The following is a 25,166-nucleotide window of genomic DNA, read 5'->3' on the forward strand; positions in this document are numbered from 1 at the left end:
ATGCATCTATCTAAGGCGCAGTGCCAGCAGCTGCTGCCACTATCGCGGGCTGACTTAATTAATGCGTGCTCAGATGTATCGGTTGATTTTCCAATTTCTGATTCTGCAGGAATTCTTGTTTTCGAATCTGGAAATAAGAACTTTGTGGCCCCTTATGTAAAAAACAGAGAGATTCGACGCGCCCAATCAAAGGATGCTGTAACAGCTCAATTATTGAGTAATCCACTGCCCGACGGATTGCGAACAACTATGCAGAGTGGTTCTTATTCACAGGAGCGATTTATCTCAGTAGATCAGAGCAATGAGTCTGTAATTCTTGATGAATCAATCATTGTTAAGTGGCAACTCACTGCTCAGAAATCAATAGGTGCGCACAAAGAAGAGATACTCACCGAAAATGGATTCGCCCACTTGCCAGAGTTGCTAGGCAATATCTATTGGGATGAAAAATTGTTAGCCAGCGTAAATAAATACATTCCAGGAACAACTGATGGTTGGACTTGGTGTGTGGATAAAGCAAAAGCGAGCGACCTTGGTCCCTGGCTAGTCAACTTGGCACACTTAACTGCAGAGATGCATCGCTGCCTTGAAGGTTTGATTCATGGAGATTTTCATGTGGGTCAGATACTAAAAACGAGCCAGAGCGATCAACTCTGGGTAATTGACTTTGACGGTGACCCGCTTGCAACTGCTGAAGAAGCAATTGATCCACTTCGTGACGTGGCAAGTATGTGTGCATCTTTTTTCCACGTGGGAGCTGTCACAATCAAACACGGCGCAGATCCATCAGTAATCAAAGAGTGGATAGTGCAAGCCGAATCAATCTATGCGGCAACGTATTTTGAAGGAAATGCATTTGACGTCAAGGCTCTGCGTGCTTTGATGCGCTCCCTTGAGAACCGAGAGTTAAAGTACGCAGATAAATTCTTACCTCAATGGCGCTATGCACCAGAGTTTGCAATCAGTTATATGGAAGAGTTGGGCTATGGATCCAATTAAATTTGGCGAAGACTTGGCTCGCAAAGCAGACCTTGCGCACAAGCTATCAACGCAGAAGTTTCAGTGGCCAAATCTTTCGGGTCAATCACTTGTCTTTATGGGCATGGGTTCTTCTGCCTTTGCAGCGCAATCGATAGTCACACGATTACAAGCCTGCGGCAGTAATGCAACCTTTACTCTTTCAAGTAACCCAACTCCCCCAAAAGCCAGTACGGCAAAAACTCTTATTGCAATATCTGCAACTGGAAATTCTGTAGAAACAAACGCTGCCTTTGACGCAGCATCTGGATACAAGGAAAAAATCTGGCTTACAAATGCAGCCCCTCGCGGTTCACAAACAGTTGCCATGAATGCTGGAGAAGAAACTGGTGGGGTTGCATCTCTTTCCTACTTTGCCACCCATGTTGCTTTATTGCGCTTACTTGAATCACTGGGTTGTATAACTGGATTGGAAAAATCAATTGATTTAGCAGCTGAAGCAATTGCAGATATTTACTCTCGCAAAGATGCTTGGTTGCCTGAAATAATCAATCACATTAAATCTCCCGCTGGTTCGTACTACATCGCACCTGCTGATCGACTCTGTAGTGCACAACAAAGTGCATTGATGATGCGCGAATCACCACGTTTGCCATCGGTTCCTTGTGAAACTGGCGACTGGAGCCATATTGATGTGTATCTGACTAAGACTCTTGATTATCGGGCGATTTTATTTCCTGGTTCCATCTGGGAAGACCAATTGTTTAAGTGGATGCAGGAGCGTGGGTCGAAGGTACTTACCATCGGATTTGATCATCCTCATGCAACATCATCGCTGAGATATAAAAACGATTCGGATCCGCTTGTGCGATTACTAGCTGAAACTACTTTTGCTGAAATTCTGGCCCAGCATCTGTGGGTTACAGCTTGATCATGTATTGAACGTAATCATTATTTTTTGTAATTGAGTCATACAAATATCGCGCAGTTTCGTTTCCAGCCTTAGTCTGCCAATACATACATCCAGCGCCCATAGCGATTGCTTCTTCTTTGACGTGATCAATTAGTGCTCGACCAACGCCTTTGCCCCGTGCTTCGGGAAGAGTGTATAAATCTTCAAGGTATAACTCACCCACTTCTTCCCACGTTGATTGACGCAACATTGCATGGGCAAAACCGAGAATCTTTCCATCTTCTTCTGCAACGAAACCAGTAAAGACATGACTAGAGTCAAAAAATCTATTCCACGTTAAATCAGTTGTCTGATCGGGAAGAGATGTTTCATAGAAAACTAAGTAAGCCTGCCACAGTGGATCCCACTGCTGTCGATCTAATTTTTCTATATTACGAATTTTCACGTGGTGGCTTTTTCTTAAATAACTTTCGTGGATCTGCCTTTTTAGCTTCACTTCGTGCTCGATCAAGAAAACGCTGAGCCCAGACAAATTCACCAGCTAGAACGAGTAGACCTGCAAAAACAAAGGGCAAGGTGAAGGGTCCAGGAAGCACAACGAGTAATCCACCGATAACTAATAAGGTTCCGCCGACTACAAGAGTAATTACTTGGCGAACAGGCTTAGGCACGCCCTTCCAAGCCTTGCGGATTTCCATAGGCCCATTCTATTTGTAGAAAGTGATTCCTGCTAATAGTTTTGCCTTATGACACGAGTGGCTGCTTGCCAGATCTCATTGAGTATTGAAAACCCTGCAGGCAATATTTCACATGCAAATCAAGGGATAGCCGAAGCAATTTCACATGGTGCCCAGATTATTGTCTTACCCGAATTAACAAACTCAGGATATGTATTTACTTCAGTATCAGAAGTTCAAGATCGAAGCACGACTTTAGATGGCGAAATAATCTCGCAGTGGAAAGAAATCGCTCACAAAAATGATGTTGTAATTGTCGCGGGCTTAGCTCTCTCCGTTGAATCACGCTTGTATAACGCATCTGTGATTATCGATAAGAGCGGATTACTTGGTTGGTATGCAAAAGCACATCTCTTCGGAGAAGAGCATCAATTCTTTAAATCTGGAGAAAAGCCACCGCTAGTTGTAAATACTGCACATGGTCGAATCGCAACAATGGTTTGCTATGACGTTGAATTTCCAGAGTGGGTCCGCCTTGCCATGCTCGATCGCGCAGCGCTTCTGGCAGTACCAACTAATTGGCCGAACTTAGGCCAGCTCATCCATGGAACACCAATGGAAGCAGTGCGCGTGCAGGCTGCAGCCTCCGTTAACAAAATGGTTGCAGTAGCAGCAGATCGATCTGGCCCTGAACGTGGTCACTCATGGATTTCATCATCAGTCATTACAGATTTTGAAGGCAATATCAAAATAATTGCCAATCGCGAATCAGAAGATGATGTGCAGGTATTAGTTGCAGATGTTGAATTACCAACTGATACATCAATTACGCCAAAAAACGATGTCCGCAAAGATCGCCAACCTGATTTATATAGCGGAATCCTGAAGTACTAAGGAATTTATGCGCGAAGTAATTACTCACATCAACAAAGGTTCGGATTCTCCGGCTCGAGTATTACCCGCGGTGCGCACACCACTTCGAATCGCTCTCATCCAAGAGCCGTGGCATGGCAGCGTTGAAAAACAAAAAACTGAGATTACCGCTGCTGTGCAAGCGGCAAGTGAGTTTGCACCTGACTTAATAGTTCTGACCGAGCTCTCTTTGTATCCATATGCCTGCACTCGACCAGATGCACAAGCAGATTTTGTTCCAGAAAAGCTAGATGGCATGAGCGTTTCATTCGCAGCCGAACTTGCCCGTTCATCTGGTGCACATGTTCTGATTTCACTCTATGAAGATGCTGGCGATAAGCAATTCAACTCTGCTGTCACGGTGGCTCCAGATGGCGGTATTGTCTTAAAGACTCGCAAAACTCATATTCCAGTCACTGCTGGATACTACGAAGATAAGTACTTCGCAGAAGGTGACTCAACTCCAGCAGTTGTGAAAATTAAGGATGCTTCCGTTGGAACACCAACCTGTTGGGATCAATGGTTTCCAGAACTTGCACGTGAATATGGATTAATCAATACAGATTTACTCTGTTACCCAACTGCAATTGGCTCAGAGCCTGATCATCCTGACTTTGATACCGAACCACTCTGGCGTCAGATGATGGTGGCCCACGCAATTGCTAATGGTCTATTTGTTGCAGCTGTTAATCGCACGGGCATAGAAGATGGAATCACTTTCTACGGTTCATCTTTTATTAGCGATCCATACGGTCGCATCCTGGCCCGTGCAGGTGCGAGCGGTTCAGCAGTTCTTGTGGCCGACCTTGACCTTGACCAAAAACGTGACTGGCTTACACTTTTCCCATTCTTTAAAACACGACGTCCATCTGTATATAAGAACATCAACAAGTAAAGGAAAATCATGACACGCACACTCTTTACTAACGCAACCTTCTGGCCTGGTCAGGCAAAGGGGCAAACCTTTGGCGCGATGTTGGTAGATGGACAAAAAATTGTTGCAGTGGGCGATCAAGCGCAAAGCGCTGCACACGATAAGAAAGTGGACTTAGGTGGTGCTTTCGTTTCGCCATCATTTGGCGATGGTCACTGCCACCCAATCTTTGGTGGTCGCCAACACTTTGGACCACAGGTAACAGATATTGCAAGCGTCGATGAAATCCTTGCTGAAGTAAAACGATTTGCTGCAGCTAATCCAGATTTGCCGTGGATTATTGGTGGCACATATGACCCAGCGCTATTGCCTAACGGAAACTTTGATGCAAAGTTATTAGATGGTGTCTGCGCTGATCGTCCTGTTGTATTAAACGCAATTGATTACCACACCATCTGGGTAAACACCGCAGCCCTTAAAGCGGCAGGAGTCGATGCAAATACTCCTGATTTAGAAATCGGAACAATTGTTCGCCGCGAAGATGGTTCTCCAATGGGCACTATGCGCGAATGGGATGCGGTCAATTTAATTATGGATCACGCACCAAAGCCATCACTTGATCGAGAGATTGAAGCGATTAAATATTCATGTGCACGCTATGCAAAATCTGGAATCACTTGGTGGCAAGACGCGTGGATTGATCCAGGAATGGCAGAAGCGTATTTAGAGGCAGAAGAACGTGGCGTTCTCACACAAGGTGTTAATTTGGCATTTCGCGCAGACCCACGCACGTGGGAAAAAGATATGGCCTACATCCTGGAGATGCGCAAAAAGATTGAATCATCTTCTAAGAATAAGAACCTCACTGCCGTAACAATTAAATATTTTGCAGATGGCGTTATTGAAGGTGGCACGGCTGCAATGCTCGAGCCATATTCAGATGATCCGTGCAGCCACGGAATGCCTGTGTGGGCGTGGCCAGAACTCTTCCGCGCAGTTGCAGCCTTTGATAAAGCAGGTTTCCAAACACATATTCACGCAATTGGTGATGCTGGTATTCGCGCAGCACTAGATGCCATTGAAGGTGCGCAGAAAGCAAATCCTGCCTGGGATCGTCGTCCAACAATTGTGCACGTGCAGTTATTAGATCCCGCTGACTTTCATCGCTTCCGTGACTTAGGTGTCATTGCAAACTTTGGACCCTTGTGGTGTCGACAAGATCCAATGCAAGCAATTTCTTCTGCACCCCGTATCGGACCAGAGCGCACAGCGCGTCAATATCAATTGCGCTCTCTTATCGATGATGGTGTGCTCGTTGCATTTGGTAGTGACTGGCCTGTGACATCAGAAGTTGTCTTAGAAGGTTTGCCAGTTTCAGTTCACAGACAAACTCCGGATAAATCACCTGCTGGTGGTTGGATTCCAACTGAGAAAATCACAATGCCAGAGGCCTTTACTGCCTATACAAGCGCTGTTGCCTATCAAGCATTTGGCGAAAAAACATGGGGCACGTTAGCTCCAGGATTTAATGCAGACTTCGTTGTTTTGCCAAAGAATCCATTTGAAATTGATCCACACGCTGTCAGCGATATGTCGGTATTACATACATATAGAAACGGAGAAGCCATTTACTCTGAGTGAGTAAATGGCTTCTGCCGTTTTTAACTACTTAGTGCTTTGTTAAGTTTCCTTCTGCTGCAGCCATTGCTGCTTCCTTCTTAAGGTCAAGACCTCGAGCAAGGATTAAGTAAACAATTGCACTTACTGGCAGACCAACGAAGAGTGAGTAATCCACACTTCCTAAGCTCTTAGCAATTGGTCCTGTATATGGTGTTGTAACAAAGAATGGAATCATTGATGCAAAGCCAACGAGGTATGCAGTGTTACCGCGCCATCCCCAACGTCCGTAGATTCCGTCCTTCTTAAAGATTTCACCGATTACATAAACGCCCTTGCGAACGAAGAAGTAATCCACCAAGTTAACCGCTGTCCATGGCGTGAAGAGGTATGCCAAGAAGACGAGTGCGTTTCCGTAGAAACTATTAAAGCGATCTTCTCCAACGAATTGAGCGATGCCCCACACTGTTAGACCCATAATCAAGAGTGCGATTAATCGTGCCTTCTTTGTTGGATTCACTCTCTTGATTGAATCCGCCATTGAGATAAGTGTTAAAGACCCGCCGTATGCATTTACTGACATAACAACTAGAAGACCAGCAAGAAGAACAACGAGAAGTAATGTTCCAAAGCCTGCAAAAATTGAATCTCCTACTGCTTTATATGCAGCCACTGGTGAGAGTTCTCCATCAGGACTTGATGCAAATGCACCAAGACCAAATACCCAGATGCCAGAGAGTGCACTTGCAATATAAGTTGCCTTAAATGTTGAGCGAACACCTTCTGTTGCAGGCAAGTAGCGTGAGTAATCTGAAACATAAGGAGCCCAACCAAGTTGGAATCCCGCGACGATTACGAATGCTGTCATAAATGGTGCTAACTGGAAGTTGCCAAGATCAAAGGCACCTTCTGGAAATGAACCACGAAGTACGACGCCAACAGTCATGACGCCCAGTGTGATAATTGATGGCCAGAAAAGAATTCTGTTAATGAAGTGAATCTGGCTATAACCATAGATTGCAATAACAGTTGCAATGGCCGCAGCAATAAAGAATCCAACTTCTGAAGGAATCTTGAAGATTTCATTCATTGCAGCACCTGACAAGATTGCATCAGATGTGTTGTATGTAATGTAGTTAACGAGTGCGAAGATCCACACCGTCAGGGCTGCGCCGATATATCCAAACTGTGCGCGTGATTGCACCAGCTGTGGGAGTCCAAGTTGTGGTCCCTGCGCTGAGTGAAAAGCCATAAAAAATGTGCCAAAGAGTGATCCGAGCACAACTGCGATAACTGTCCAGATGAGGTTTCCACCTAGTGAGAGTGCAACAACACCTGTTGCCATAGCCACGAGGTTTACGTTTCCTACGAACCAAACATTTCCAAGGTCGCGGGATTTACCAAAGCGTTCTGAGTGGGGAACGAAGTCAACGCTTCGTGTTTCTACTTGGGAAGGTGCCAATGTTTTATCTGACGAGCTCATTGATTCTCCTTAAAGGTACCCGGATGCATCCGGACATAAGGAAAATGGTAGAACTCAACAAGGGCAATGTCTTGAATACTGGTGAGTTTTTCTAATTAATTTGAGCGTGAATGCAGATTATTTTGCTGCAAATGCACTGATTAACTCATACATCACATGCGATGCTGCGATGCCCGTAATCTGGGCATGATCATATGCTGGAGCGACTTCAACGATGTCTGCGCCAATGACCTTCATGCCAGCTGTTGCGCGAAGTACAGATAATAATTCGCGACTTGTTAGTCCACCCGCCTCTGGTGTTCCAGTTCCAGGTGCATGTGCAGGATCTAATACATCAATATCAATACTTATATATACAGGACGCTTTCCAACGCGAGCCTTCAACTTCTCTATTGCAGCGTTAACACCGAGATCTTGGAATTCAACGCTAGAAAAGATTTGAAAACCGAGTGCTTTGTCATCGGTGAGATCTTTAGCCGCATAGAGCGGGCCGCGGATACCAATGTGCATGCAGCCTTCTGGATCTAGTAAACCCTCTTCACTTGCACGTCTAAATGTTGTGCCGTGTGTGTAATCGGCGCCAAAGTATGAATCCCATGTATCAAGGTGAGCATCGAAGTGCACAACGCTAATGGCACCGTGCTTAGCCTTAAGGGAGCGAAGAATTGGAAGAGTAATTGTGTGATCTCCCCCGATTGTCACAATCTTCTTTGCACGTTCTGATAATTGGTCATAGCTTTTATGAATACTAGAAATTGCTTCTTCAATATCAAATGGATTAGCTGCAATATCTCCAGCGTCTACAACTTGTTGTGTTGCAAATGGAGAAACATTTGCTGCTGGGTTGTATGGTCTAAGCAATCTAGAAGATTCACGGACGTGGTTTGGACCAAAGCGGGCGCCTGGGCGATATGAAACTCCAGTATCAAATGGAACGCCAACAATTGCTACATCAACATCGCTTACTTCACTGAGCTGTGGCAAGTGAGCAAATGTGGCAATGCCGCCATAGCGTGGCATCTGCGTTGCGTCCACTTGGCCAACAATTTTGCCCGTATTAACGCGAGGAGTTTTGTTTTCGCTCATTGTTTAAGAGTACTAGGTCAATTATGCGCAATTACATCTAGCGCTTATACCTATTTACTGTAAGTATTTGCCTCCAAGCCCCACACACACACGGGGACCAACAAGGAGGATGAATGAGACGCTCTAGAACGCTCGTATCTCTCATCGCCCTGAGCTTTGTTCTCAGTGCATGCGGTAGCTCGAGTTCTGACAGTGGTTCAGATTCAAATGCTCAAGGTCAAGAAGGTGTACTTGCACCTTATGACGCATCAAAAGCTGGTGGAACATTAACTCTCGTTGCAAAAGGTGCAGCTGGAACTCTTGATCCACACATTAACTACACACTTCAATTCTGGCAGCTATACCAGGCAACTTACGATGGTCTACTTGCATTTAGAAAAGTAGATGGTCCTAAGTCATTTGAAACTGTTCCTGACTTAGCAGAAGCTCTACCAGAACTTAGTGATGGTGGAAAGACACTTACATTTACATTGCGTAAGGGAATTAAGTTCTCAGATGGTCGCGATGTAACAGTTAATGATGTTAAAGCATCATTTGAACGAATCTTCAAAGTTTCTTCACCAACAGCCGGTGGTTTCTATAACGGTATCGTGGGCGCAGATGCATGTTTGGCTAAGCCAGCAACTTGTAAACTCGATCAAGGTGTAGTCGTTGATGAAGCAACAAATAAGATTGTGATTAATTTGACTGCACCAGATGCAACAATTAATTACAAGCTTTCGTTGCCACACGCAGTGATCCTTCCTGCTGATGCTCCATCAAAGGATGCGGGTACAACTCCAATTCCTACAACAGGTCCTTACATGTTTGCATCCTATGATCCAAACAAGGAACTTAAGATGGTCCGTAATCCAAACTTCACAGAGTGGAACCGCGAATCACAGCCAGCTGGTTATCCTGATGAAATCGTTTACCAATTCGGCCTAACAGCTGAAGCTCAGGTAAATGCGATCAAGAATGGCCAAGCTGACTGGATGCTCGATCCAATTCCTGCTGACCGTTTGTCTGAAATCGGTACAGAGCTTCCAAATCAAATCAATGTTCACACATTGACAGCGATGTGGTACTTGCCAATGAATAACAACTTGGCACCATTTGATAACGTCAAAGCACGTCAGGCTGTTAACTACGCACTTGACCGCAATGCAATGGTAAAGATCTTCGGTGGAGAACAACTTGCATCCCCTGCATGTACATTCTTGCCACCTGGATTCCCAGGGCACAAGGACTTCTGCCAGTACACAGCAGGTGCTTCAGTTGAATCTCCAGCAGCAAGTTGGTCTGCGCCAGATCTTGAAAAGGCAAAGCAACTCGTTAAGGAGTCAGGCACAGCTGGCCAAAAGGTTGGCGTTGTTGTCTCTGATGATGAAGTGAATAAGCAGATGGGTGAGTACGTACAAAGCGTTCTTAACCAGATTGGTTACAAGGCAACCTTGAAGCCAATTTCAAGCAACATTCAATTCACATACATTCAGAACACAAAGAACAAGGTTCAAATCTCGGTATCCCAGTGGTATCAAGATTTCCCAGCAGCGATGGACTTCTCGTACATCTTGCTCGGTTGTGAATCATTTACACCTGGTTCAGATTCATCTATCAACATGGCTGGTTATTGCAACAAAGCACTTAACAAGCGCATGATCGATGCAATGGATCTAGGCGTAACAGATCAAGCAGCTGCTGATAAAGAGTGGGGCGAAATTGATCAAGCGATCATGAATGAAGCTCCAGTTGCTGTGGCCTTTACTCCAAAGCAGATTGACTTCTTGTCTGCTCGTGTAAAGAACTACAACTTCTCTAAGCAGTTCTACATGTTGGTTAGCCAACTGCAGGTCAAGTAAGTAGATGACTACGCACGAACCAGCGTTCGATCTCTCTTCGGAGAGTCCGGGCAAAATTGCCCTCCGAACGCTGGTTCGTGATCGTAGATCATGGGTTGCGTCAACGATGTTGGTCATCGTTGTCGCACTTACCCTGGCTGCTCCGCTGTACGCCTCCCTCGTTTCAAAGACTGATCCATTTGTTTCAACCATTAACGGAACCGTTGTCTTAGATGGTGTTGAAGTTCAGGTTTTACAACAATCAACTGAAGGACTCAGACTTGGTGTTAATCCGATTGGTCCTACATGGAAAATTGGTCCTTACTTTTTAGGCGCCGATAATCAAGGTCGCGACGTCGCAGCACGCTTGTTATATGGCGGCACAAATACTCTATTAATCGGATTTTCAGCCGCGGCTCTGACTTTGATTGTTGCAACAATCGTTGGTGTTATCGCTGGCTATTCAGGAAAAATTATTGACTCTGTTATCTCTCGAATTTTAGATGTGATTTGGGCATTTCCAGTTTATTTACTCTCAATTTCACTCTCAGTTGTGCTTCTTACAAGCGGATTTAAATGGGGCCCGCTTTCGCTAGAAGCAGGCTCACTCTATTTACCAATATTTATTATCGGTCTTGTCTATGTGCCATACGTAGCACGCCCAATTCGCGGGCAAGTATTAGCTCTACGTGAACGTGAGTTTGTAAAGGCTGCAATCGGTGGCGGTGCGAAGAATTCAACAATTATCTTTCGTGAAATCTTGCCTAACGTAATTCCCAGCGTTTTAGTCTTTATCCCTTTGATGGTTTCTCTTGCCATGCTTACTGAATCAGCACTCTCCTTCTTATCTATTGGTGTTCAGCCACCAGATGCTTCATGGGGCACGATTATTAAAGATGGTCTTGGACTTCTATACACGCGACCAATAGTTGCTCTGACTCCGGGTCTTTTCATCGTTATTACTGCTGTCTCACTTAACTTACTAGGTGACGCCGTACGCGATGCACTCGATCCAAAAGCTCGTCTGCGTGGTGCATTTTGACGCGATTTATCATTAAGCGCCTTGCTGCTGCCGTATTCGTTCTGGTCTCCATCAGTATCTTGGTCTTTCTCATCTTCTTTGCAACTCCTGGTGTAGATCCAGCAGCCCGTATTGCAGGACGAAATGCTGATCAACTTACCTTGCAGCAAGTGCGCGCAACATTTGATTTAGATAAACCAATTCATATTCGTTATGTGTCGATGATGAAGCACTTATTTATTGATCGCGACTTAACTTCCTATGTAAACCGCGGCGCAGAAGTGTTGCCACAACTTACTCAAGCGATTCCAGCGACTCTTTCACTTGTTTTTGGTGCAGCCATTATTTGGTTATTCCTCGGATTAGTACTTGGAATAACGGCCGCCGGAATGCGAAAATCTTGGGTCGATCCTGCCATTGGCATTATTGGAATCATTGGCGTTTCCCTGCCCGTTTATTGGCTCGGCGAGGTGGTCAACTTAATAACGCAAGGGCGTTTGCACGCCACTTTGTTTAGGTGGGTTCCACCACTTGGTTATGTTCCATTTACCGAAAGCCCCGGTGGTTGGTTCTTAGCGCTGCTCTTTCCTTGGCTGACGCTCTCACTTTTATATGCTGGTATTTATATTCGTGTAATCCGCAGCGAAATTGTTGGATTGATGCAAGAAGATTACATAAAGACAGAGCGCGCTAAGGGCGCTGGTGAAAAACGTATTTTGATTAAGCATGCAAGTCGCATGAGTCTTATTACTGTTGTTTCACTCTTCGGATTAGATTTTGGCGCCCTCGTTGGCGGATCAGCTCTTCTGACAGAAGTTGTCTTTGGTATTCAAGGCGTGGGTCGACTGACCTTTACAGCGCTACAAAACTTTGATCTACCTCTGATTATGGCCACAGTTATGTATGCAGCTTTCTTTATTGTTATCGCAAACGCCGTAGTTGACTTGGTTTACGCGTGGATAGATCCGCGGGTGCGTCGTGGCTGAGAAATTACTAGAAGTTAAAAACCTCTGCGTCTCCTTTAAGACTCGCAAAGGCACCGTTCGCGCTGTAAACAATCTTTCATTTTCGATCAACCATGGTGAGGTTCTAGGCATCGTGGGCGAATCAGGATCGGGCAAGAGCGTTTCCATGAGCGCGGTCATGGGTTTAATCAAAGATGACAATGCAGAAATAACTGGTGAAGTTTTATTTAACGGAGAAGATTTACTCAAGAAAAGCGATGATGAATTACGCGCAATCCGAGGTAAAGATATTGCGATGGTTTTTCAAGACCCTATGACTGCGTTGACACCTGTCTACACAATCGGTTGGCATATTCGCGAACAACTTCAATTACACGGCAATATTTCAAACCAAGCAGCCAAACTACGCGCCATTGAATTATTAGAAGAAGTGGGGATTCCAGATCCTGCCAAGCGCGTGGATCAATATCCTCATGAATTCTCGGGCGGCATGAGACAGCGTGCAATTATTGCGATGGCACTATCGCTTAATCCAAAGCTGCTCATTGCAGATGAACCAACGACTGCGCTAGATGTAACAATCCAGGCGCAGATTTTGGATCTCTTGGAAAGATTACGTAAGACCCATAACTCATCCATCATCATCATTACTCACGATATGGGAGTTGTATCCGAACTCTCCTCTGAAGTATTAGTCATGTATGCAGGCCGCATGGTTGAGCGATCAACTAAGAGTGCTCTCTTTGCTAACCCACAACACCCCTACACAAAGGGATTGATGAACTCTGTGCCACGCGTTGATCGTGCTCGCACATCACGACTTGAAACTATTTCGGGTCAGCCAGCATCCCTTCTTAATCTGCCTAGTGGTTGTGCATTTAGAACGCGTTGTTCATCTGCCCATGCGGCTTGCACCGAGCAACCTGTCTTTACCGCCGATAGCAATGGATATGGCGCAGCATGCTTTCTTCTCACAGAAGGAGCGCGCTCATGAGCAATGAAATTTTAAGTGTGAAGAACATCAGCAAGATTTATGAATCAAGTGGTGGCAGTTTTGGCCGCAAAAATAAGGTTTCAGCACTCGATGGCGTCTCATTTAATCTTGCGCAAGGTGAAACTCTTGGCATTGTTGGCGAATCCGGATGCGGTAAATCAACTCTTGGACGAATCATCTCTCGCCTGGACTCCCCTACGTCAGGTGAAATCATCTATAAAGGAAATGACATTGCAAAGAAATCACTGGCTGCAATGCGTCCGCTACGTAAAGAGATTCAATTTATCTTCCAAGATCCTTATGCATCCCTTAATCCACGTCGCCAAATTGGTGCAATCATCGAAGAGCCAATGCGCATTCATGGGGTTAGCAAAGATGAGCGTCGTGCCCGCGCACATGAGCTACTTGAAAAAGTTGGTTTAGATAAGAATTCCTATGAAAAATACCCGCACGAATTCTCTGGTGGGCAACGCCAACGCGTTGTGATTGCTCGCGCTTTAACACTCAAGCCAGAGTTGATCATTGCAGATGAGCCCGTCAGCGCACTCGATGTTTCTATTCAGGCACAGGTTCTTAACCTCTTTAAAGAGCTGCAAGATGAGATGAAGTTGACCTACGTCTTCGTAGCGCACGATCTCGGTGTCGTGCGACATATCTCAGATCGCATTGCCGTTATGTATCTAGGAAAAATAGTTGAACTGGGCACTGTTGAAGAGATCTATAACAACCCGCAACATCCATATACGAAGGCTTTGTTATCGGCTAACCCACGCATTGATCAAAGCGCACAGAACACCCGCCAGATTCTGACCGGAGATATTCCATCACCACTTAATCGACCAAGTGGATGCTCATTTCACACACGCTGTCCTATTGCGGTCGCAGAGTGCAGCACACGCGAACCAGAGCTACGCCGTATTGGCGCAGTCGATGTTGCTTGTAATTTAGTCGTGTGAATCTAAAAACTCAGATACAACTCTTTTAAATTTAGCTGGTTCTTCCACATGTGGCATGTGAGATGACTCAGCAAATAGTTCCCACTTAGATCCGGGAATTAAGCCTTGAATCTCTTTAACCATTGCAGGAGTTGCTTCGTCATATTGGCCAGAAACCAAAAGAGTTGGCGTGCTTATCTCTTTTAGTTGTGGGCGAATATCCCAGTGCTTAAGTGATCCAATTACGTGGAACTCACTAGGTCCATTCATCGTGTGATACACAGTTGGGTCTGCGGCCAATTGCTCAAAGCTTGCAAGCACATATGGTGGCTGCGGAATTCGGCACAGGTGGCGTGAATAAAAGACATCAACAGCTGCAACATATTCTGGGTCTTCGGTTGTCTCTGCAGCTTCGTGCTTAAGAAGAGTTGCTTCAACTTCAGGCGGTAACTCTTTGCGCAACTTGTTTGCTTCAGATACCCAGACTTCCATGCTCGCAGGTGAGTCTGCAATTACCATCGCGTTTAATCCCTTTGGCTTTGTAATTGCAAATTGCATTCCAAGCATTCCGCCCCAGGATTGACCAACAATGTCGTACTTATTTGAAATACCTAAGTGCTCGGTCAAGAGCACGAGCTCTTCCATAAACAACTCTGGAGTCCAGAACTCTTTTGGCTTATCCGGTAAATGCGTTGAGTTACCGCAACCAATTTGGTCATACAAAACGCCTGCGCGCCCTGTTTGCGCTAGTACTTCAGCGATTGGTTCACAGTAGTTATGGCCCGCACCTGGTCCACCATGCAAAATCATGACAGGAGTCTTTGAACTCTTTAGATCGCCAACTACTCGATACCACGTGCTTCCATGCTGCCATTTCATTTCACTCATAATTTACATTCCCTTAAATGGTCGTGGACATGCAGCGATCTTAGGAACGCGCATACGTGCAATTTTTGTACCTGGAGATGGATGACATGATTGTGCAATTCCGACATCGCCGGCTACAGATAAGAAGATGAATGCATCTTCATAGGTAAATCCCCATTGTTCAACTAGTAATTGCGCTGCTTCTTCGCACGCTAATTTAATTGCTTCATTGAGATCGCTATCTGTTGTTCCGTGGGTGAACCAAGAGTCTGCTGTTTCAGTAACTGGCCAACGAGCAGCCTTGCCTTTTAGAACGTTAACTTCAATTAAAACATCTCCACCGATTTCAACACCGGTTCCTGAAATTTCGCCATCTCCCATAGATGCGTGCATGTCACCAATTGCTAGTAGCGCACCTGATTGGAAAACAGGCATGTGCACAGTGGATCCAACGCGATTGAAGTGATCATCCATGTTTCCGCCGTGGCGTCCTGCTGCAAATGTTGCAATTTCACCTTCGGCAGGTGCAACACCGATCACACCGAGCATTGGCACTGCAGGAAATGAAACGCGATCATTCATATGAACAGTTCCATCTTTTACTTTAAAGATTCGAGTCGCTGGTGCTTTAACTTTATGAATAAGTTGTCCCCACTCAGGGATAACCATTCCGGCGCCCTGTGCACCTGGATCAATGCGGTGAAGTGTTACTGAGAGAGAATCTCCTGGTTCGGCGCCTTCAACATAAATTGGACCTGTTGCGCTATTAACTCGTGCTAAATCTAATTTTTCTACGGTGTCAGCTTCGGATTGAACTTGGCCTGTAAAACAATCCCATGTTTCTAGGTGAATTGTTGCGCCTGATTTAACACGCAATACAGGTTTCATATCCGTTGAATATGCCCAGACGTGTTGGTCTTTACCGATGTGATGATCTGCTTCGTATTTCACGCATCCTCCAAAGAGTCCAATTAGTGTGCTCATTGTGCCCCAGTTGTATGTGGCGTGTGAAGTGAAATTGAAGATAGATTTACCGCCATGACAACTATGTATCCCACCGCAAAGCACTATCTAACTCGCGACCATCACACCCAGAGTTTTGGCAGCGAATTTAGCCCAGCACTTCGTGTGGCAGCCGGTGAGCAGATACATGTACAAACCTGGGATTGCTATAAGGGACAAGTATTAGTCGATGCGGATTTAACAAAAGTAATCGATGATGCACAAGTCAATCCCGCAACTGGACCAATCTATGTTGAAGGCGCCGAACCTGGCGACACGTTAGCTGTAACAATTATTGATATTAAAACCGAAGCACGGGGTGCGGCGCGATTTGCAGCCGGTGAAGGTCAATTACATCAAAAGGCTAAGGGTCCTTATGGAACTTTCTTTGATGTTGCTAACGGCGTAATTAAGATGAATGAGAAAGTTTCATTTCCGATTAGTCCGATGCTTGGTGTCATCGGTGTTGCACCAGCATCTGGTTCGATTTTAACGATGCCTGCTGGCAAACATGGTGGCAACTTAGATAACAACATGAACAAAATTGGTTCCACTATTTATCTTCCCGTTAAGCACTCAGGTGCTCTACTTGGTATCGGAGATATGCACGCATCAATGGGCGATGGCGAAATCTGCGGTACAGGTGTTGAAATTGGTGGAGATGTATTAATTGAAGTAAACGTCATCAAATCCATAACTACTGACTTTCCTGTTACTGAAACAGCAGATTCATGGATCACTCACGGTGTGGCCGTAGATGATATTCAAGAAGCGATGACGCTTGCCTGCGAAGAGGCTGCTGGATTGCTGGTTAATCATTGGGGATTTACATATGAAGATGCATTTATCTTCTTATCTGTGGCGTGCGATCTTGGTATCGCACAAAACGTTCATCCTTGCGAAGGAACTGTTATTGCAAAGGTGCGCGTACCAAAGATCAGTGCGTGTCCTAAACCTTTTAAAATCTAACTAGGCAAGAACTGTTTAGCTTTGCCATCTCTGGCAAAGGCCATCAGCGTTAATCCAAATTCGTGGGCAAGATCTATTGCTAAAGAAGTTGGCGCACTCACACCAACGAGTGCTGAAACACCTGCGGCAACTGATTTTTGAATGATTTCATAACCAACGCGGCCTGAAACAACAACCGTCCAATTAGATAGCGGTAAATCCCCTGCCATCAGGGCTGCTCCAATGATTTTATCCACTGCATTATGGCGACCAACATCTTCTCGAACATAAACGGCCTTGCCTTCTGGATTCACAAGTGCTGCGGCGTGTAATCCACCTGTCTTCGAAAAGATTGCTTGGCGGCCATCTAAAAGCGCTGTCATGCCAGCTAATTCAGATAATGAATGCTTTGTTGGCGCGACCTTTTTAATTCCACGAGCATGCAGGTCTGAAATATTTGTAGAGCCACAGACACCACACGCAGATGTCATAGTGAATCTGCGCTCTATAGAACGCGGAGGTTTTGGAGCATCTTGAGTGATTTCTGCGATAACAACATTGGCACGTTGTCGTGGTGTGAGGGATCGATCAGCGCACACCTTCACTTGTATTAGCTCACTTGGATTACTTAAAAATCCTTCACCCCATAGAAAACCTGCAGCAAGTTCGAGGTCAGCACCAGGTGTGCGCATTGTGATGCCGAGTTGTTCTTCGCTATCGCCTTGCTTTAAACGAATTTCAAGTGGTTCTTCGACTACGACAGAGTCGGAAGAGATGTCTTTCGAATCTGATTTTTGAACCTTTACTTTTGCAATCGATGAAGGAGGGCTATCTATCTCTTCATCTTTTGACATGGCGGTAAAACTCAATATTTTCAGCTGGCAATGGAGTATTGCCAAGAATTAAATCTGCAGCCTTTTCTGCAACCATCATCACGGGTGCGTAAATATTTCCGTTTGTGACATATGGGAAAACAGATGCATCAGCAATACGTAGACCATTTACTCCATGAACCTTCATAGTCTCTGGATCAACAACAGACATTTCATCCGTGCCCATCTTTGCTGTGCAGGATGGATGCAGAGCTGTTTCTGCGTCTTTGCGTACCCATTCCAGCACTTCTTCATCTGTTGAAACAGATGCACCAGGAGATGTTTCTCCTTCGTTGAAATCATCCATCGCAGGTTGAGTCAAGATATTGCGAGCAACGCGCACGGCTTCAACCCATTCGCGACGATCTTGATCTGTTGAAAGATAATTAAATTGAATTGCAGGCTTATCAAATGGATTGGTGCTCTTAATCTTTAGCCATCCACGTGCATCTGAATACATTGGACCCACGTGTACTTGGTATCCGTGACCACTTGTTGGGCCGCTGCCGTCATAGCGAATTGCAAGAGGTAGGAAGTGAAACATCAAGTTTGGATAAGCAACATCTTCATTGCTTCGTGTAAAGCCACCTGCTTCAAATTGATTAGTAGCACCTGGGCCTTTTCTAAAAAATAACCATGCTGCGCCAATAAATGGACGGCGCCACATTTGTGTGATGGGTTGTTGTGTTACAGGCTGCTTGCACTTGTACTGAACATACACCTCAAGGTGATCTTGTAAATTAGCACCCACACCAGGCAAATGCTTAATAACTTTAATCCCAAGCTTTGAGAGATCTTCTTGGTTGCCGATACCCGATAATTGCAAAACTTGTGGGGTATTAATTGCTCCACCACATAAAATAACTTCCTTAGATGTAAAGGTGTGTTTCTTGCCCTTGATCATTACTTCAACACCAGTAGCAGTTGCGCCCTCAAATAAAACCTTAGTCACATGCGCTCTAGTTTTAAGCGTGAGGTTCTTGCGTTTAAGGACTGGATACAAATATGCACGAGCCGCGCTTAAACGACGACCGCGATAGACATTGCGATCAAATGCTGCAAATCCCTCTTGGCGATATCCGTTGACATCATCTGTGCGTGGATATCCCGCCTGCTCTGTAGCCTTAAAGAAGGCAGCAAAGAGGGGACCTTTAACTGGTCCGCGTTCTAATTTAAGTGGGCCACTATCTCCACGAAATGGATTCTTTGGATCTGCTAAACAATTCTCTAACTTTTTAAAATATGGCAAGCAGTGCGCGTAATCCCAATTGTGCATACCTTGATCTTTAGACCAGCGCTCGTAATCGAGCGCGTTTCCACGTTGCCAGATCTGACCGTTAATAGAAGATGAACCACCTAAAACTTTTCCACGTGCGTGATAAATCTTGCGACCATTCATAAATGGTTCTGGCTCGGATTCATACATCCAGTCATAGAACTTGCTGCCAATGGGAAAGGCCAGCGCTGCCGGCATATGGATAAATACATCCCACTTGTAATCACGGCGCCCAGCTTCTAGAACTAAAACTTTATGTGCAGGATTTTCACTGAGGCGATTTGCCAGCGCACAACCTGCTGAACCACCACCAACGATGATGTAGTCATACTGCGCACTCATGGCTAAAAGTCTACTAATAAAACAAGGCCCTTACCCAGTGAGTTCCACCGAGTAAGGGCCTTGCTTCTTAGGATGTTTTTACTTACTTACCAAGCCATGAAGCAACAGTGTCAGGATTAGCAGCAATCCACTTCTTCGCTGCTTCTTCTGCTGTCATTCCGCCTTCAAGATCGGCTGCTACACCATTTTGATCAGCATTAGTCCACGAGAAGTTCTTTACAAGTGAAGTAAATGAATCATTAGCATCGTTGAGCTTCTTAGAGATCAACTTCTGAAGTGGTGTTGATGGGTAGTCAGTTAAACCACTTGCCGCTGCTGGATCGCTCCAGTCATTAGCAGGGAACTTAACGCGAGCTGCCTCAAGTGTTGGAAGCTTTGAGTGAAGTGTCCAAGGCTGCCATGCATAACCAATAAATGGTGTCTTGTTAGCTTCAGCCTTAAGGAAACCGTCAACTAGAGCAGCTTCTGAACCAGAGAAGATAACTTTGAAGTTTAACTTGTTAGCAGAAACCATCTTTTCACCGACGGTTGTGTAACCAGTTGGGCCTTCAAACCATGCACCCTTGCCACCTGAATCTGCAGTCTTAAACATGGCTGCATACTTGTTCAAGTTCTTTGAATCAGTGATGTCTGGATACTTTTCAACCATCCATGGAGCGACATACATACCGATAATTCCAATGTTTCCGTTTTCGCCAGCTTCAACTACAGCTCCGCGATCAGCCCACTCCTGCCAGCGTCCGCCGCCCCAATCTTCGATAAGGACATCGATAGTTCCGGCTTCCATTGCGTCATAAGTGACTGGACCTTCTTCTAGAGTTGTCTGAGTAATTGTGCAACCCAATTCTTGCTTTGCAACTTCTGCAAGAACCTGTGCTGAAGCTGTGTAACCGCCCCATGCGTGCATTGCGATTGCGTAAGAACCGCATTCTCCTGATCCTTCGCTTGCAGAATCATTAACGCTGCTGCTACAACCTGAAAGGACTAGCGCTGTTGCAATTGCTGCGGTAGCAAGTGCCGAACGGCGACCGAGTAGTGATTTCATTAACCCTCCTAAAGAGTTTTATGTATTGCGTAAAGCCTAGGGCTGCGATGGTGCTAGCACTAGTACTTTTGGGGGCTATTTCGCAGATGTTATGAGGAGCGACGGGCGCCGGCTTGCATAATCCGGTCGAAAATAACGCCTAGAAGCAAGATGGCAACACCTGCAATCAGGCCCTTGCCCTGAAGCTCTGGCTTGGAGTTACCAGCGATTACCAAGTAACCCAGACCACCCGCACCAACGAAGCCACCAATGACAACTACAGCCAAGACATAGATCAGACCTTGATTGGTTGCAAGCAAAATAGTTTTCCTTGCAGCAGGCAATTGCACCTTGGTAATAATCTGGCGCGCTGTAGAGCCTGCAGCGGTTGCCGCTTCAATGAGTGCATGTGGAACTGCGCGGATACCTTCGCTCACAATCTTTACAACAACTGGAATGGAATAGACGATGCCAGTTGCAATGGCAGTAAAGCGAGTAGGACCAAATAAACCTAACATCGGCACTAAATACACAAATGCGGGAAGGGTTTGTCCGGCATCAAGGAATGGACGCAATACCTTCTCTGCTCGATCGCTGCGACCTGTCCAAATACCAAGTGCCAGACCGATAATCATTGTGAGCATGCACCCAACAATTGTCTGAGTAAGCGTCAACATTGCTTCATACCAAAGACCGGATACAACAATCGCCATTGCTAGAAAGAAAGCCAAGATTGCAGTTCTTGTTCCGCCAATAATGATGGCGAGTGCCACAATCATTCCCACTGTTACATACCAAGGGGATGCAGCAAGTTGTGTTTCTAATGGATTGAGAATGGAATAGGAGATTAAATCTTTAAAGCCAACGGTAAAGATTGTGAGGTTTTCTAAAATCCAAGCCGTTGCACTATTAGTAACCTTTGCCACTTGCGGTGCAATGGTGAATTCTTTTGGCCAAACCGCTGCCCACAACATTGTGCGAGACATAAAGACAGATACAACTGCAAGAATTGCCGCAACTATTAATGTGATGCGCTTTGTCTTAATCTGCTTTTCAGTCGCTGGAACAAATGAATCTTGGCGCTTAGCTGCAGCGCTAGTGCTGCGATCAAGCAAAATCGCTAAGAAAACTACGGCAAAGCCGGCCACAAAGCCCTGCCCAACGTTTCGGATAATCAAGGCCTCAATAACTGGTTTACCAAGTCCAGGTGCACCAATGAGAGCGGCGATCACTACGAATGAAACCGCAGCCATCACTGTTTGATTAATACCAAGCACAATCATCTGCTTTGCCATGGGAACTTGAACTTTGGATAATTTCTGCATCTGCGTCGATCCCATTGACTCAGCAGCTTCAACGGGAGATTGGTTCAAATTTCTAATCGCATGGCTTGTAATACGAATTGCGATTGGAATGGAATAGATCATCGTTGCAATCGTTGCTGAAGCCGCACCAATCATAAAGACCAGTGCGATTGGTGCCATATAAACTAGGGTCGGCAAAATCTGAGCTAAATCGAGAAAGGGCGTAAATATTTTTAAGACCCGATCTGATAAACCTGCCCAGATTCCAAGCGGGATTCCTATTGCTAATGAAAGAAGTACTGCAGCCAAAGTCATTGCAATGGAGTCCATAGTGAATTGCCACATTCCCAGTGCGCCGCAGGCAACTAGAAGTGAAACTGATAAGAGCGCGGTTCGCCATTGGCTCGTTGCATAAACTGCAAAGGCAACAATGGCAACTACACCTAACCAGCCAATGATTGGAATAACTGAGTTTGGTGCAGGAACTGCAATGAGATTTCTGATCATCTGGACAAAGCCATCAATTGCCCCACGAATCGGATTGAAAAAATAAATGAAAGCAGGGCTCTCTGTTCTATTTCCCCGAAGATCCAAGGCTTTTTCGCCAACAAATTTGGTGAATGCAGTGTTCTCATAGGTGGCAATCTGCAATGTGTGTGTGCCATTGAGTAATCGGCCCAGCAAAATCCACACTGTTACTGAGGCAAGAAGTAGATAGGACTTACGAATCTTCATTAAGCGCCACCAGAAATTAACCGCAATACATCCTCACTAGAGACAATCCCAAGGGCAGTGCCATTGTCATTGACCCGTACTGGTTTGTGGGATTGCAAAATTACTTGCGCGGCATCGCGAATGATCGTGTTGGCTGCAAGTTCAGGTCCATCGGTTGCATCACCTGGCCCAGCTTTTCTAGCTAAGTGCTTCAAAGTCAGAACATGAGACTTAGCGATATCGCGCACGAAGTTAGCAACGTATTCATCGGCTGGGTTTGCGACTAGATCCTCTGGGGTTCCGATTTGAACGATTGCACCATCTCGCATGATTGCAATGCGATCTCCTACCTTTACAGCCTCAGATAAATCGTGAGTAATAAAGACCATTGTTTTGCCGAGTTCGTGGTGCAATCGAATAATTTCTTGTTGCATATCACGACGAATAAGTGGATCTAGAGCGCTAAATGGTTCGTCCAAAAACAACACTTGTGGATCCACGGCAAGGGCGCGAGCTAAACCAACGCGCTGTTGCATACCGCCAGATAGCTGTTCTGGGTAAGCATTGGCATAACCTTGCAAGCCAACTAGTTCAATTACTTCGTTCGCGCGCGCATGGCGTGCATCTTTTTTAGCACCATTGATTTCAAGTGAGTAAGCAATGTTGTCGATGACTTTTCGATGTGGAAGCAAACCAAAATGCTGGAAAACCATGGAGAAACGAGTCTTACGTAATTCGCGAAGGCGCTTATCATCGACTTTTAAAATGTCTTCGCCTTCAAATTTCATTTGTCCCTGTGTTGGCTCGATCAGGCGTGTCATGCATCGAACAAGGGTTGACTTACCTGAACCTGAAAGGCCCATCACAACGAATACTTCGCCGGGTGCTACATCAAATGAAACATCGCGCACTGCAATTGTGTTGCCGGTTTTTGCACGCAAATCTGTGCGAGAGAGTGAGGCATCAGGTGAACCAATAACTTTTTCAGGATTATTTCCGAAAACTTTCCATACGTTTTGTACAGAAATCATTGGTGCTGCTGAGCTCATGTACTCTCCTAAGAAGGATCGGCGAACCATCCAGAACGCGCAGGCTTATTGTTGGTCCAAATGTGTTTAATTTCAAGGTATTCATCCAAACCGGCCTCACCTAATTCGCGGCCGACGCCTGATGCTTTAAATCCGCCCCACTCTGCCTGCGGACGATATGGGCCGAAATCATTGACCCAGATAGTTCCGTGACGAAGCGCTGCGGCCACACGATCAGCGATTTTTTTATCATCACACCACAGTGCACCTGATAATCCATAAATTGTGTCATTGCCAAGTGCGATTGCTTCATCAACGCTTTCAAAAGTTTCAATTGTCATAATCGGACCAAATGATTCATCCTGAACGCACTTCATCTTCGATAAGCAGTTATCAATTACTGTTGGTGGGAAATACCAGCCTTTATTGAGATCTTCACGATCGATGCGAGAGCCACCGACCAAAATAGTTGCACCATCTTTTTCAGCATCGTGCATATATGCCTCAACTTTGCCCAGGTGCTCTTTGCTAATTAGTGGCCCAGTTTCTGTACGTGGATCTTCTGGTCCGCCAACATAAATAGCTTTTGCACGGCGCACGATTTCTGCAACAACTCTGTCATGAATAGATTTTTCAACCAGCACGCGGGTACCGGCAGAACAGACCTGGCCTGAGTGCAAAAAGGCTCCTGTGACTGCATTATCAATTGCTGCATCAATATTGCTATTTTCAAAAATAATATGTGGGTTCTTACCGCCAAGTTCGAGCGCAACTTTCTTAACTGTTTGCGCCGCAGTTGCCATGATGCGACGGCCTGTAACTAAGCCACCGGTGAATGAGACAAGATCAACACGTGGATCTTCCGTCAGCGGTGCACCCGCTGTAGCGCCTGCTCCACAAATTAAGTTTGCAACACCTTGTGGTAATCCTGCTTCTTCTAATAACTTCATTAAATGAATCGCAGTAGATGGTGATAACTCACTTGGTTTAACAATGAATGAGCATCCTGCAACAAGTGCGGGTGCGACTTTCCATGAAATTTGCAGTAGCGGATAGTTCCAAGGGCCAATCAGTGCGCATACTCCGACTGCTTCGTGGGTGATGACACTTGAGATGTTATCGGCGCCCACATCTACTTTGCGATCTTTTAGCTTTAAACCAAGGGCAGCAAAGTGGCGAAATGTGGCTTCAATATCTGCCATGTCATAACGTGTTTCAACCATGCGCTTGCCTGTATCGCGTGTTTCAAGGGATGCAAGGATTTCTGCATCGCGCTTGATTAAGTCTGCAACTTTTTCAACGAGTGCACATCGATCTTTCATCGACCACGATGCATAGACGCCTGAATCAAAAGAATCGCGCGCAGCTTTGATTGCATCTCGTGTATCAGCCGCGGTTGCTTCTGAAACTGTGGCAACTACAGAGTTATCGTGCGGACTCCTGATCTCACGTACTGCTCCATCAGATGATGCAACCCATGCACCATTTATATAGAGCGTACTTTCAGGCATGTA

At 45.5% G+C, this 25,166-nt stretch carries 23 protein-coding genes; 11 read left to right on the forward strand and 12 right to left on the reverse strand.

Annotated features, from left to right (window positions below):
• On the forward strand, positions 1 to 999 hold the full coding sequence (locus PHILAsVB114_RS04765; protein WP_095698235.1) for a hypothetical protein: 999 nt from the start codon (positions 1 to 3) through the stop codon (positions 997 to 999).
• Positions 986 to 1,909, forward strand: a complete 924-nt coding sequence (locus PHILAsVB114_RS04770) for an SIS domain-containing protein (protein WP_095698236.1) — start codon at positions 986 to 988, stop codon at positions 1,907 to 1,909. Before PHILAsVB114_RS04765 ends, PHILAsVB114_RS04770 begins: the two co-directional genes overlap by 14 nt.
• Here PHILAsVB114_RS04770 and PHILAsVB114_RS04775 read toward each other — a convergent pair.
• Both PHILAsVB114_RS04775 and PHILAsVB114_RS04780 read right to left on the reverse strand, forming a co-directional pair.
• Complete coding sequence (locus tag PHILAsVB114_RS04775; RefSeq protein WP_095698237.1) at positions 1,899 to 2,336, reverse strand: GNAT family N-acetyltransferase; 438 nt, start codon at positions 2,334 to 2,336, stop codon at positions 1,899 to 1,901. The two genes, PHILAsVB114_RS04770 and PHILAsVB114_RS04775, sit on opposite strands and share 11 nt — an antisense overlap.
• The gene (locus PHILAsVB114_RS04780; protein ID WP_204246767.1) at positions 2,323 to 2,589 is read right to left on the reverse strand and encodes a PGPGW domain-containing protein; all 267 of its coding nucleotides are present in this window, start codon (positions 2,587 to 2,589) and stop codon (positions 2,323 to 2,325) included. Before PHILAsVB114_RS04780 ends, PHILAsVB114_RS04775 begins: the two co-directional genes overlap by 14 nt.
• A 48-nt stretch (positions 2,590 to 2,637) precedes the next feature.
• Between PHILAsVB114_RS04780 and PHILAsVB114_RS04785 the strand changes: the two genes are divergently transcribed.
• The 3 genes from PHILAsVB114_RS04785 to PHILAsVB114_RS04795 are packed head-to-tail and all read left to right on the forward strand — an operon-like array spanning position 2,638 to position 5,995.
• The gene (locus tag PHILAsVB114_RS04785; protein WP_095698238.1) at positions 2,638 to 3,462 is read left to right on the forward strand and encodes a nitrilase-related carbon-nitrogen hydrolase; all 825 of its coding nucleotides are present in this window, start codon (positions 2,638 to 2,640) and stop codon (positions 3,460 to 3,462) included.
• A gap of 7 nt (positions 3,463 to 3,469) precedes the next feature.
• Positions 3,470 to 4,375 (forward strand): nitrilase-related carbon-nitrogen hydrolase, encoded by a 906-nt coding sequence (locus tag PHILAsVB114_RS04790; protein WP_095698239.1) that lies wholly within the window; start codon positions 3,470 to 3,472, stop codon positions 4,373 to 4,375.
• 9 nt (positions 4,376 to 4,384) lie between these two features.
• Positions 4,385 to 5,995, forward strand: a complete 1,611-nt coding sequence (locus PHILAsVB114_RS04795) for an amidohydrolase (RefSeq protein ID WP_095698240.1) — start codon at positions 4,385 to 4,387, stop codon at positions 5,993 to 5,995.
• Positions 5,996 to 6,023: 28 nt separating this feature from the next.
• Here PHILAsVB114_RS04795 and PHILAsVB114_RS04800 read toward each other — a convergent pair whose 3' ends face one another.
• Positions 6,024 to 7,454 (reverse strand): purine-cytosine permease family protein, encoded by a 1,431-nt coding sequence (locus PHILAsVB114_RS04800; RefSeq protein ID WP_095698241.1) that lies wholly within the window; start codon positions 7,452 to 7,454, stop codon positions 6,024 to 6,026.
• Between the two features lie 117 nt (positions 7,455 to 7,571).
• Complete coding sequence (gene speB, locus PHILAsVB114_RS04805) at positions 7,572 to 8,540, reverse strand: agmatinase (RefSeq protein ID WP_095698242.1); 969 nt, start codon at positions 8,538 to 8,540, stop codon at positions 7,572 to 7,574.
• 113 nt (positions 8,541 to 8,653) lie between these two features.
• Between speB and PHILAsVB114_RS04810 the strand changes: the two genes are divergently transcribed.
• Genes PHILAsVB114_RS04810 through PHILAsVB114_RS04830 form a run of 5 tightly spaced genes read left to right on the forward strand, consistent with a single transcriptional unit; the run spans position 8,654 to position 14,296 of the window.
• On the forward strand, positions 8,654 to 10,381 hold the full coding sequence (locus tag PHILAsVB114_RS04810; RefSeq protein WP_095698243.1) for an ABC transporter substrate-binding protein: 1,728 nt from the start codon (positions 8,654 to 8,656) through the stop codon (positions 10,379 to 10,381).
• Between the two features lie 4 nt (positions 10,382 to 10,385).
• Positions 10,386 to 11,402: an ABC transporter permease gene (locus PHILAsVB114_RS04815; protein WP_095698244.1), complete on the forward strand. Its 1,017-nt coding sequence runs from the start codon at positions 10,386 to 10,388 to the stop codon at positions 11,400 to 11,402.
• Positions 11,399 to 12,367: an ABC transporter permease gene (locus tag PHILAsVB114_RS04820; RefSeq protein ID WP_095698245.1), complete on the forward strand. Its 969-nt coding sequence runs from the start codon at positions 11,399 to 11,401 to the stop codon at positions 12,365 to 12,367. Before PHILAsVB114_RS04815 ends, PHILAsVB114_RS04820 begins: the two co-directional genes overlap by 4 nt.
• Positions 12,360 to 13,340: an ABC transporter ATP-binding protein gene (locus tag PHILAsVB114_RS04825; RefSeq protein ID WP_095698246.1), complete on the forward strand. Its 981-nt coding sequence runs from the start codon at positions 12,360 to 12,362 to the stop codon at positions 13,338 to 13,340. The genes PHILAsVB114_RS04820 and PHILAsVB114_RS04825 overlap by 8 nt, the downstream gene beginning before the upstream one ends.
• Entirely contained in the window at positions 13,337 to 14,296 is a 960-nt protein-coding gene (locus PHILAsVB114_RS04830) for an ABC transporter ATP-binding protein (RefSeq protein WP_095698247.1), read from the forward strand. The genes PHILAsVB114_RS04825 and PHILAsVB114_RS04830 overlap by 4 nt, the downstream gene beginning before the upstream one ends.
• Here PHILAsVB114_RS04830 and PHILAsVB114_RS04835 read toward each other — a convergent pair.
• Positions 14,285 to 15,163: a proline iminopeptidase-family hydrolase gene (locus PHILAsVB114_RS04835; RefSeq protein ID WP_095698248.1), complete on the reverse strand. Its 879-nt coding sequence runs from the start codon at positions 15,161 to 15,163 to the stop codon at positions 14,285 to 14,287. The two genes, PHILAsVB114_RS04830 and PHILAsVB114_RS04835, sit on opposite strands and share 12 nt — an antisense overlap.
• A 3-nt stretch (positions 15,164 to 15,166) precedes the next feature.
• Positions 15,167 to 16,126: an acetamidase/formamidase family protein gene (locus PHILAsVB114_RS04840; protein ID WP_095698249.1), complete on the reverse strand. Its 960-nt coding sequence runs from the start codon at positions 16,124 to 16,126 to the stop codon at positions 15,167 to 15,169.
• A 54-nt stretch (positions 16,127 to 16,180) separates the two neighbouring features.
• On the opposite strand from PHILAsVB114_RS04840, the gene PHILAsVB114_RS04845 reads away from it, so the two are divergent.
• Entirely contained in the window at positions 16,181 to 17,113 is a 933-nt protein-coding gene (locus PHILAsVB114_RS04845) for an acetamidase/formamidase family protein (RefSeq protein WP_095698250.1), read from the forward strand.
• Here PHILAsVB114_RS04845 and fdhD read toward each other — a convergent pair.
• The 6 genes from fdhD to PHILAsVB114_RS04875 form a co-directional block, all read right to left on the reverse strand.
• The gene (fdhD, locus tag PHILAsVB114_RS04850; RefSeq protein ID WP_095698251.1) at positions 17,110 to 17,946 is read right to left on the reverse strand and encodes a formate dehydrogenase accessory sulfurtransferase FdhD; all 837 of its coding nucleotides are present in this window, start codon (positions 17,944 to 17,946) and stop codon (positions 17,110 to 17,112) included. The genes PHILAsVB114_RS04845 and fdhD overlap by 4 nt on opposite strands.
• Positions 17,933 to 19,582 (reverse strand): choline dehydrogenase, encoded by a 1,650-nt coding sequence (gene betA / locus PHILAsVB114_RS04855; protein WP_095698252.1) that lies wholly within the window; start codon positions 19,580 to 19,582, stop codon positions 17,933 to 17,935. The genes fdhD and betA overlap by 14 nt, the downstream gene beginning before the upstream one ends.
• Before the next feature lie 82 nt (positions 19,583 to 19,664).
• A complete protein-coding gene (locus PHILAsVB114_RS04860) occupies positions 19,665 to 20,627 on the reverse strand; it encodes a glycine betaine ABC transporter substrate-binding protein (protein WP_095698253.1) in 963 nt (320 codons plus the stop codon).
• Between the two features lie 89 nt (positions 20,628 to 20,716).
• A complete protein-coding gene (locus tag PHILAsVB114_RS04865) occupies positions 20,717 to 22,645 on the reverse strand; it encodes an ABC transporter permease (RefSeq protein WP_095698254.1) in 1,929 nt (642 codons plus the stop codon).
• A complete protein-coding gene (locus PHILAsVB114_RS04870) occupies positions 22,645 to 23,673 on the reverse strand; it encodes a quaternary amine ABC transporter ATP-binding protein (protein WP_204246768.1) in 1,029 nt (342 codons plus the stop codon). Before PHILAsVB114_RS04870 ends, PHILAsVB114_RS04865 begins: the two co-directional genes overlap by 1 nt.
• Positions 23,674 to 23,681: 8 nt before the next feature.
• Positions 23,682 to 25,163, reverse strand: a complete 1,482-nt coding sequence (locus tag PHILAsVB114_RS04875; protein ID WP_095698256.1) for an aldehyde dehydrogenase family protein — start codon at positions 25,161 to 25,163, stop codon at positions 23,682 to 23,684.
• Positions 25,164 to 25,166: the final 3 nt, after the last annotated feature.

The sequence above is a fragment of the Candidatus Planktophila limnetica genome (assembly GCF_002288365.1).
Classification (GTDB): domain Bacteria; phylum Actinomycetota; class Actinomycetes; order Nanopelagicales; family Nanopelagicaceae; genus Planktophila; species Planktophila limnetica.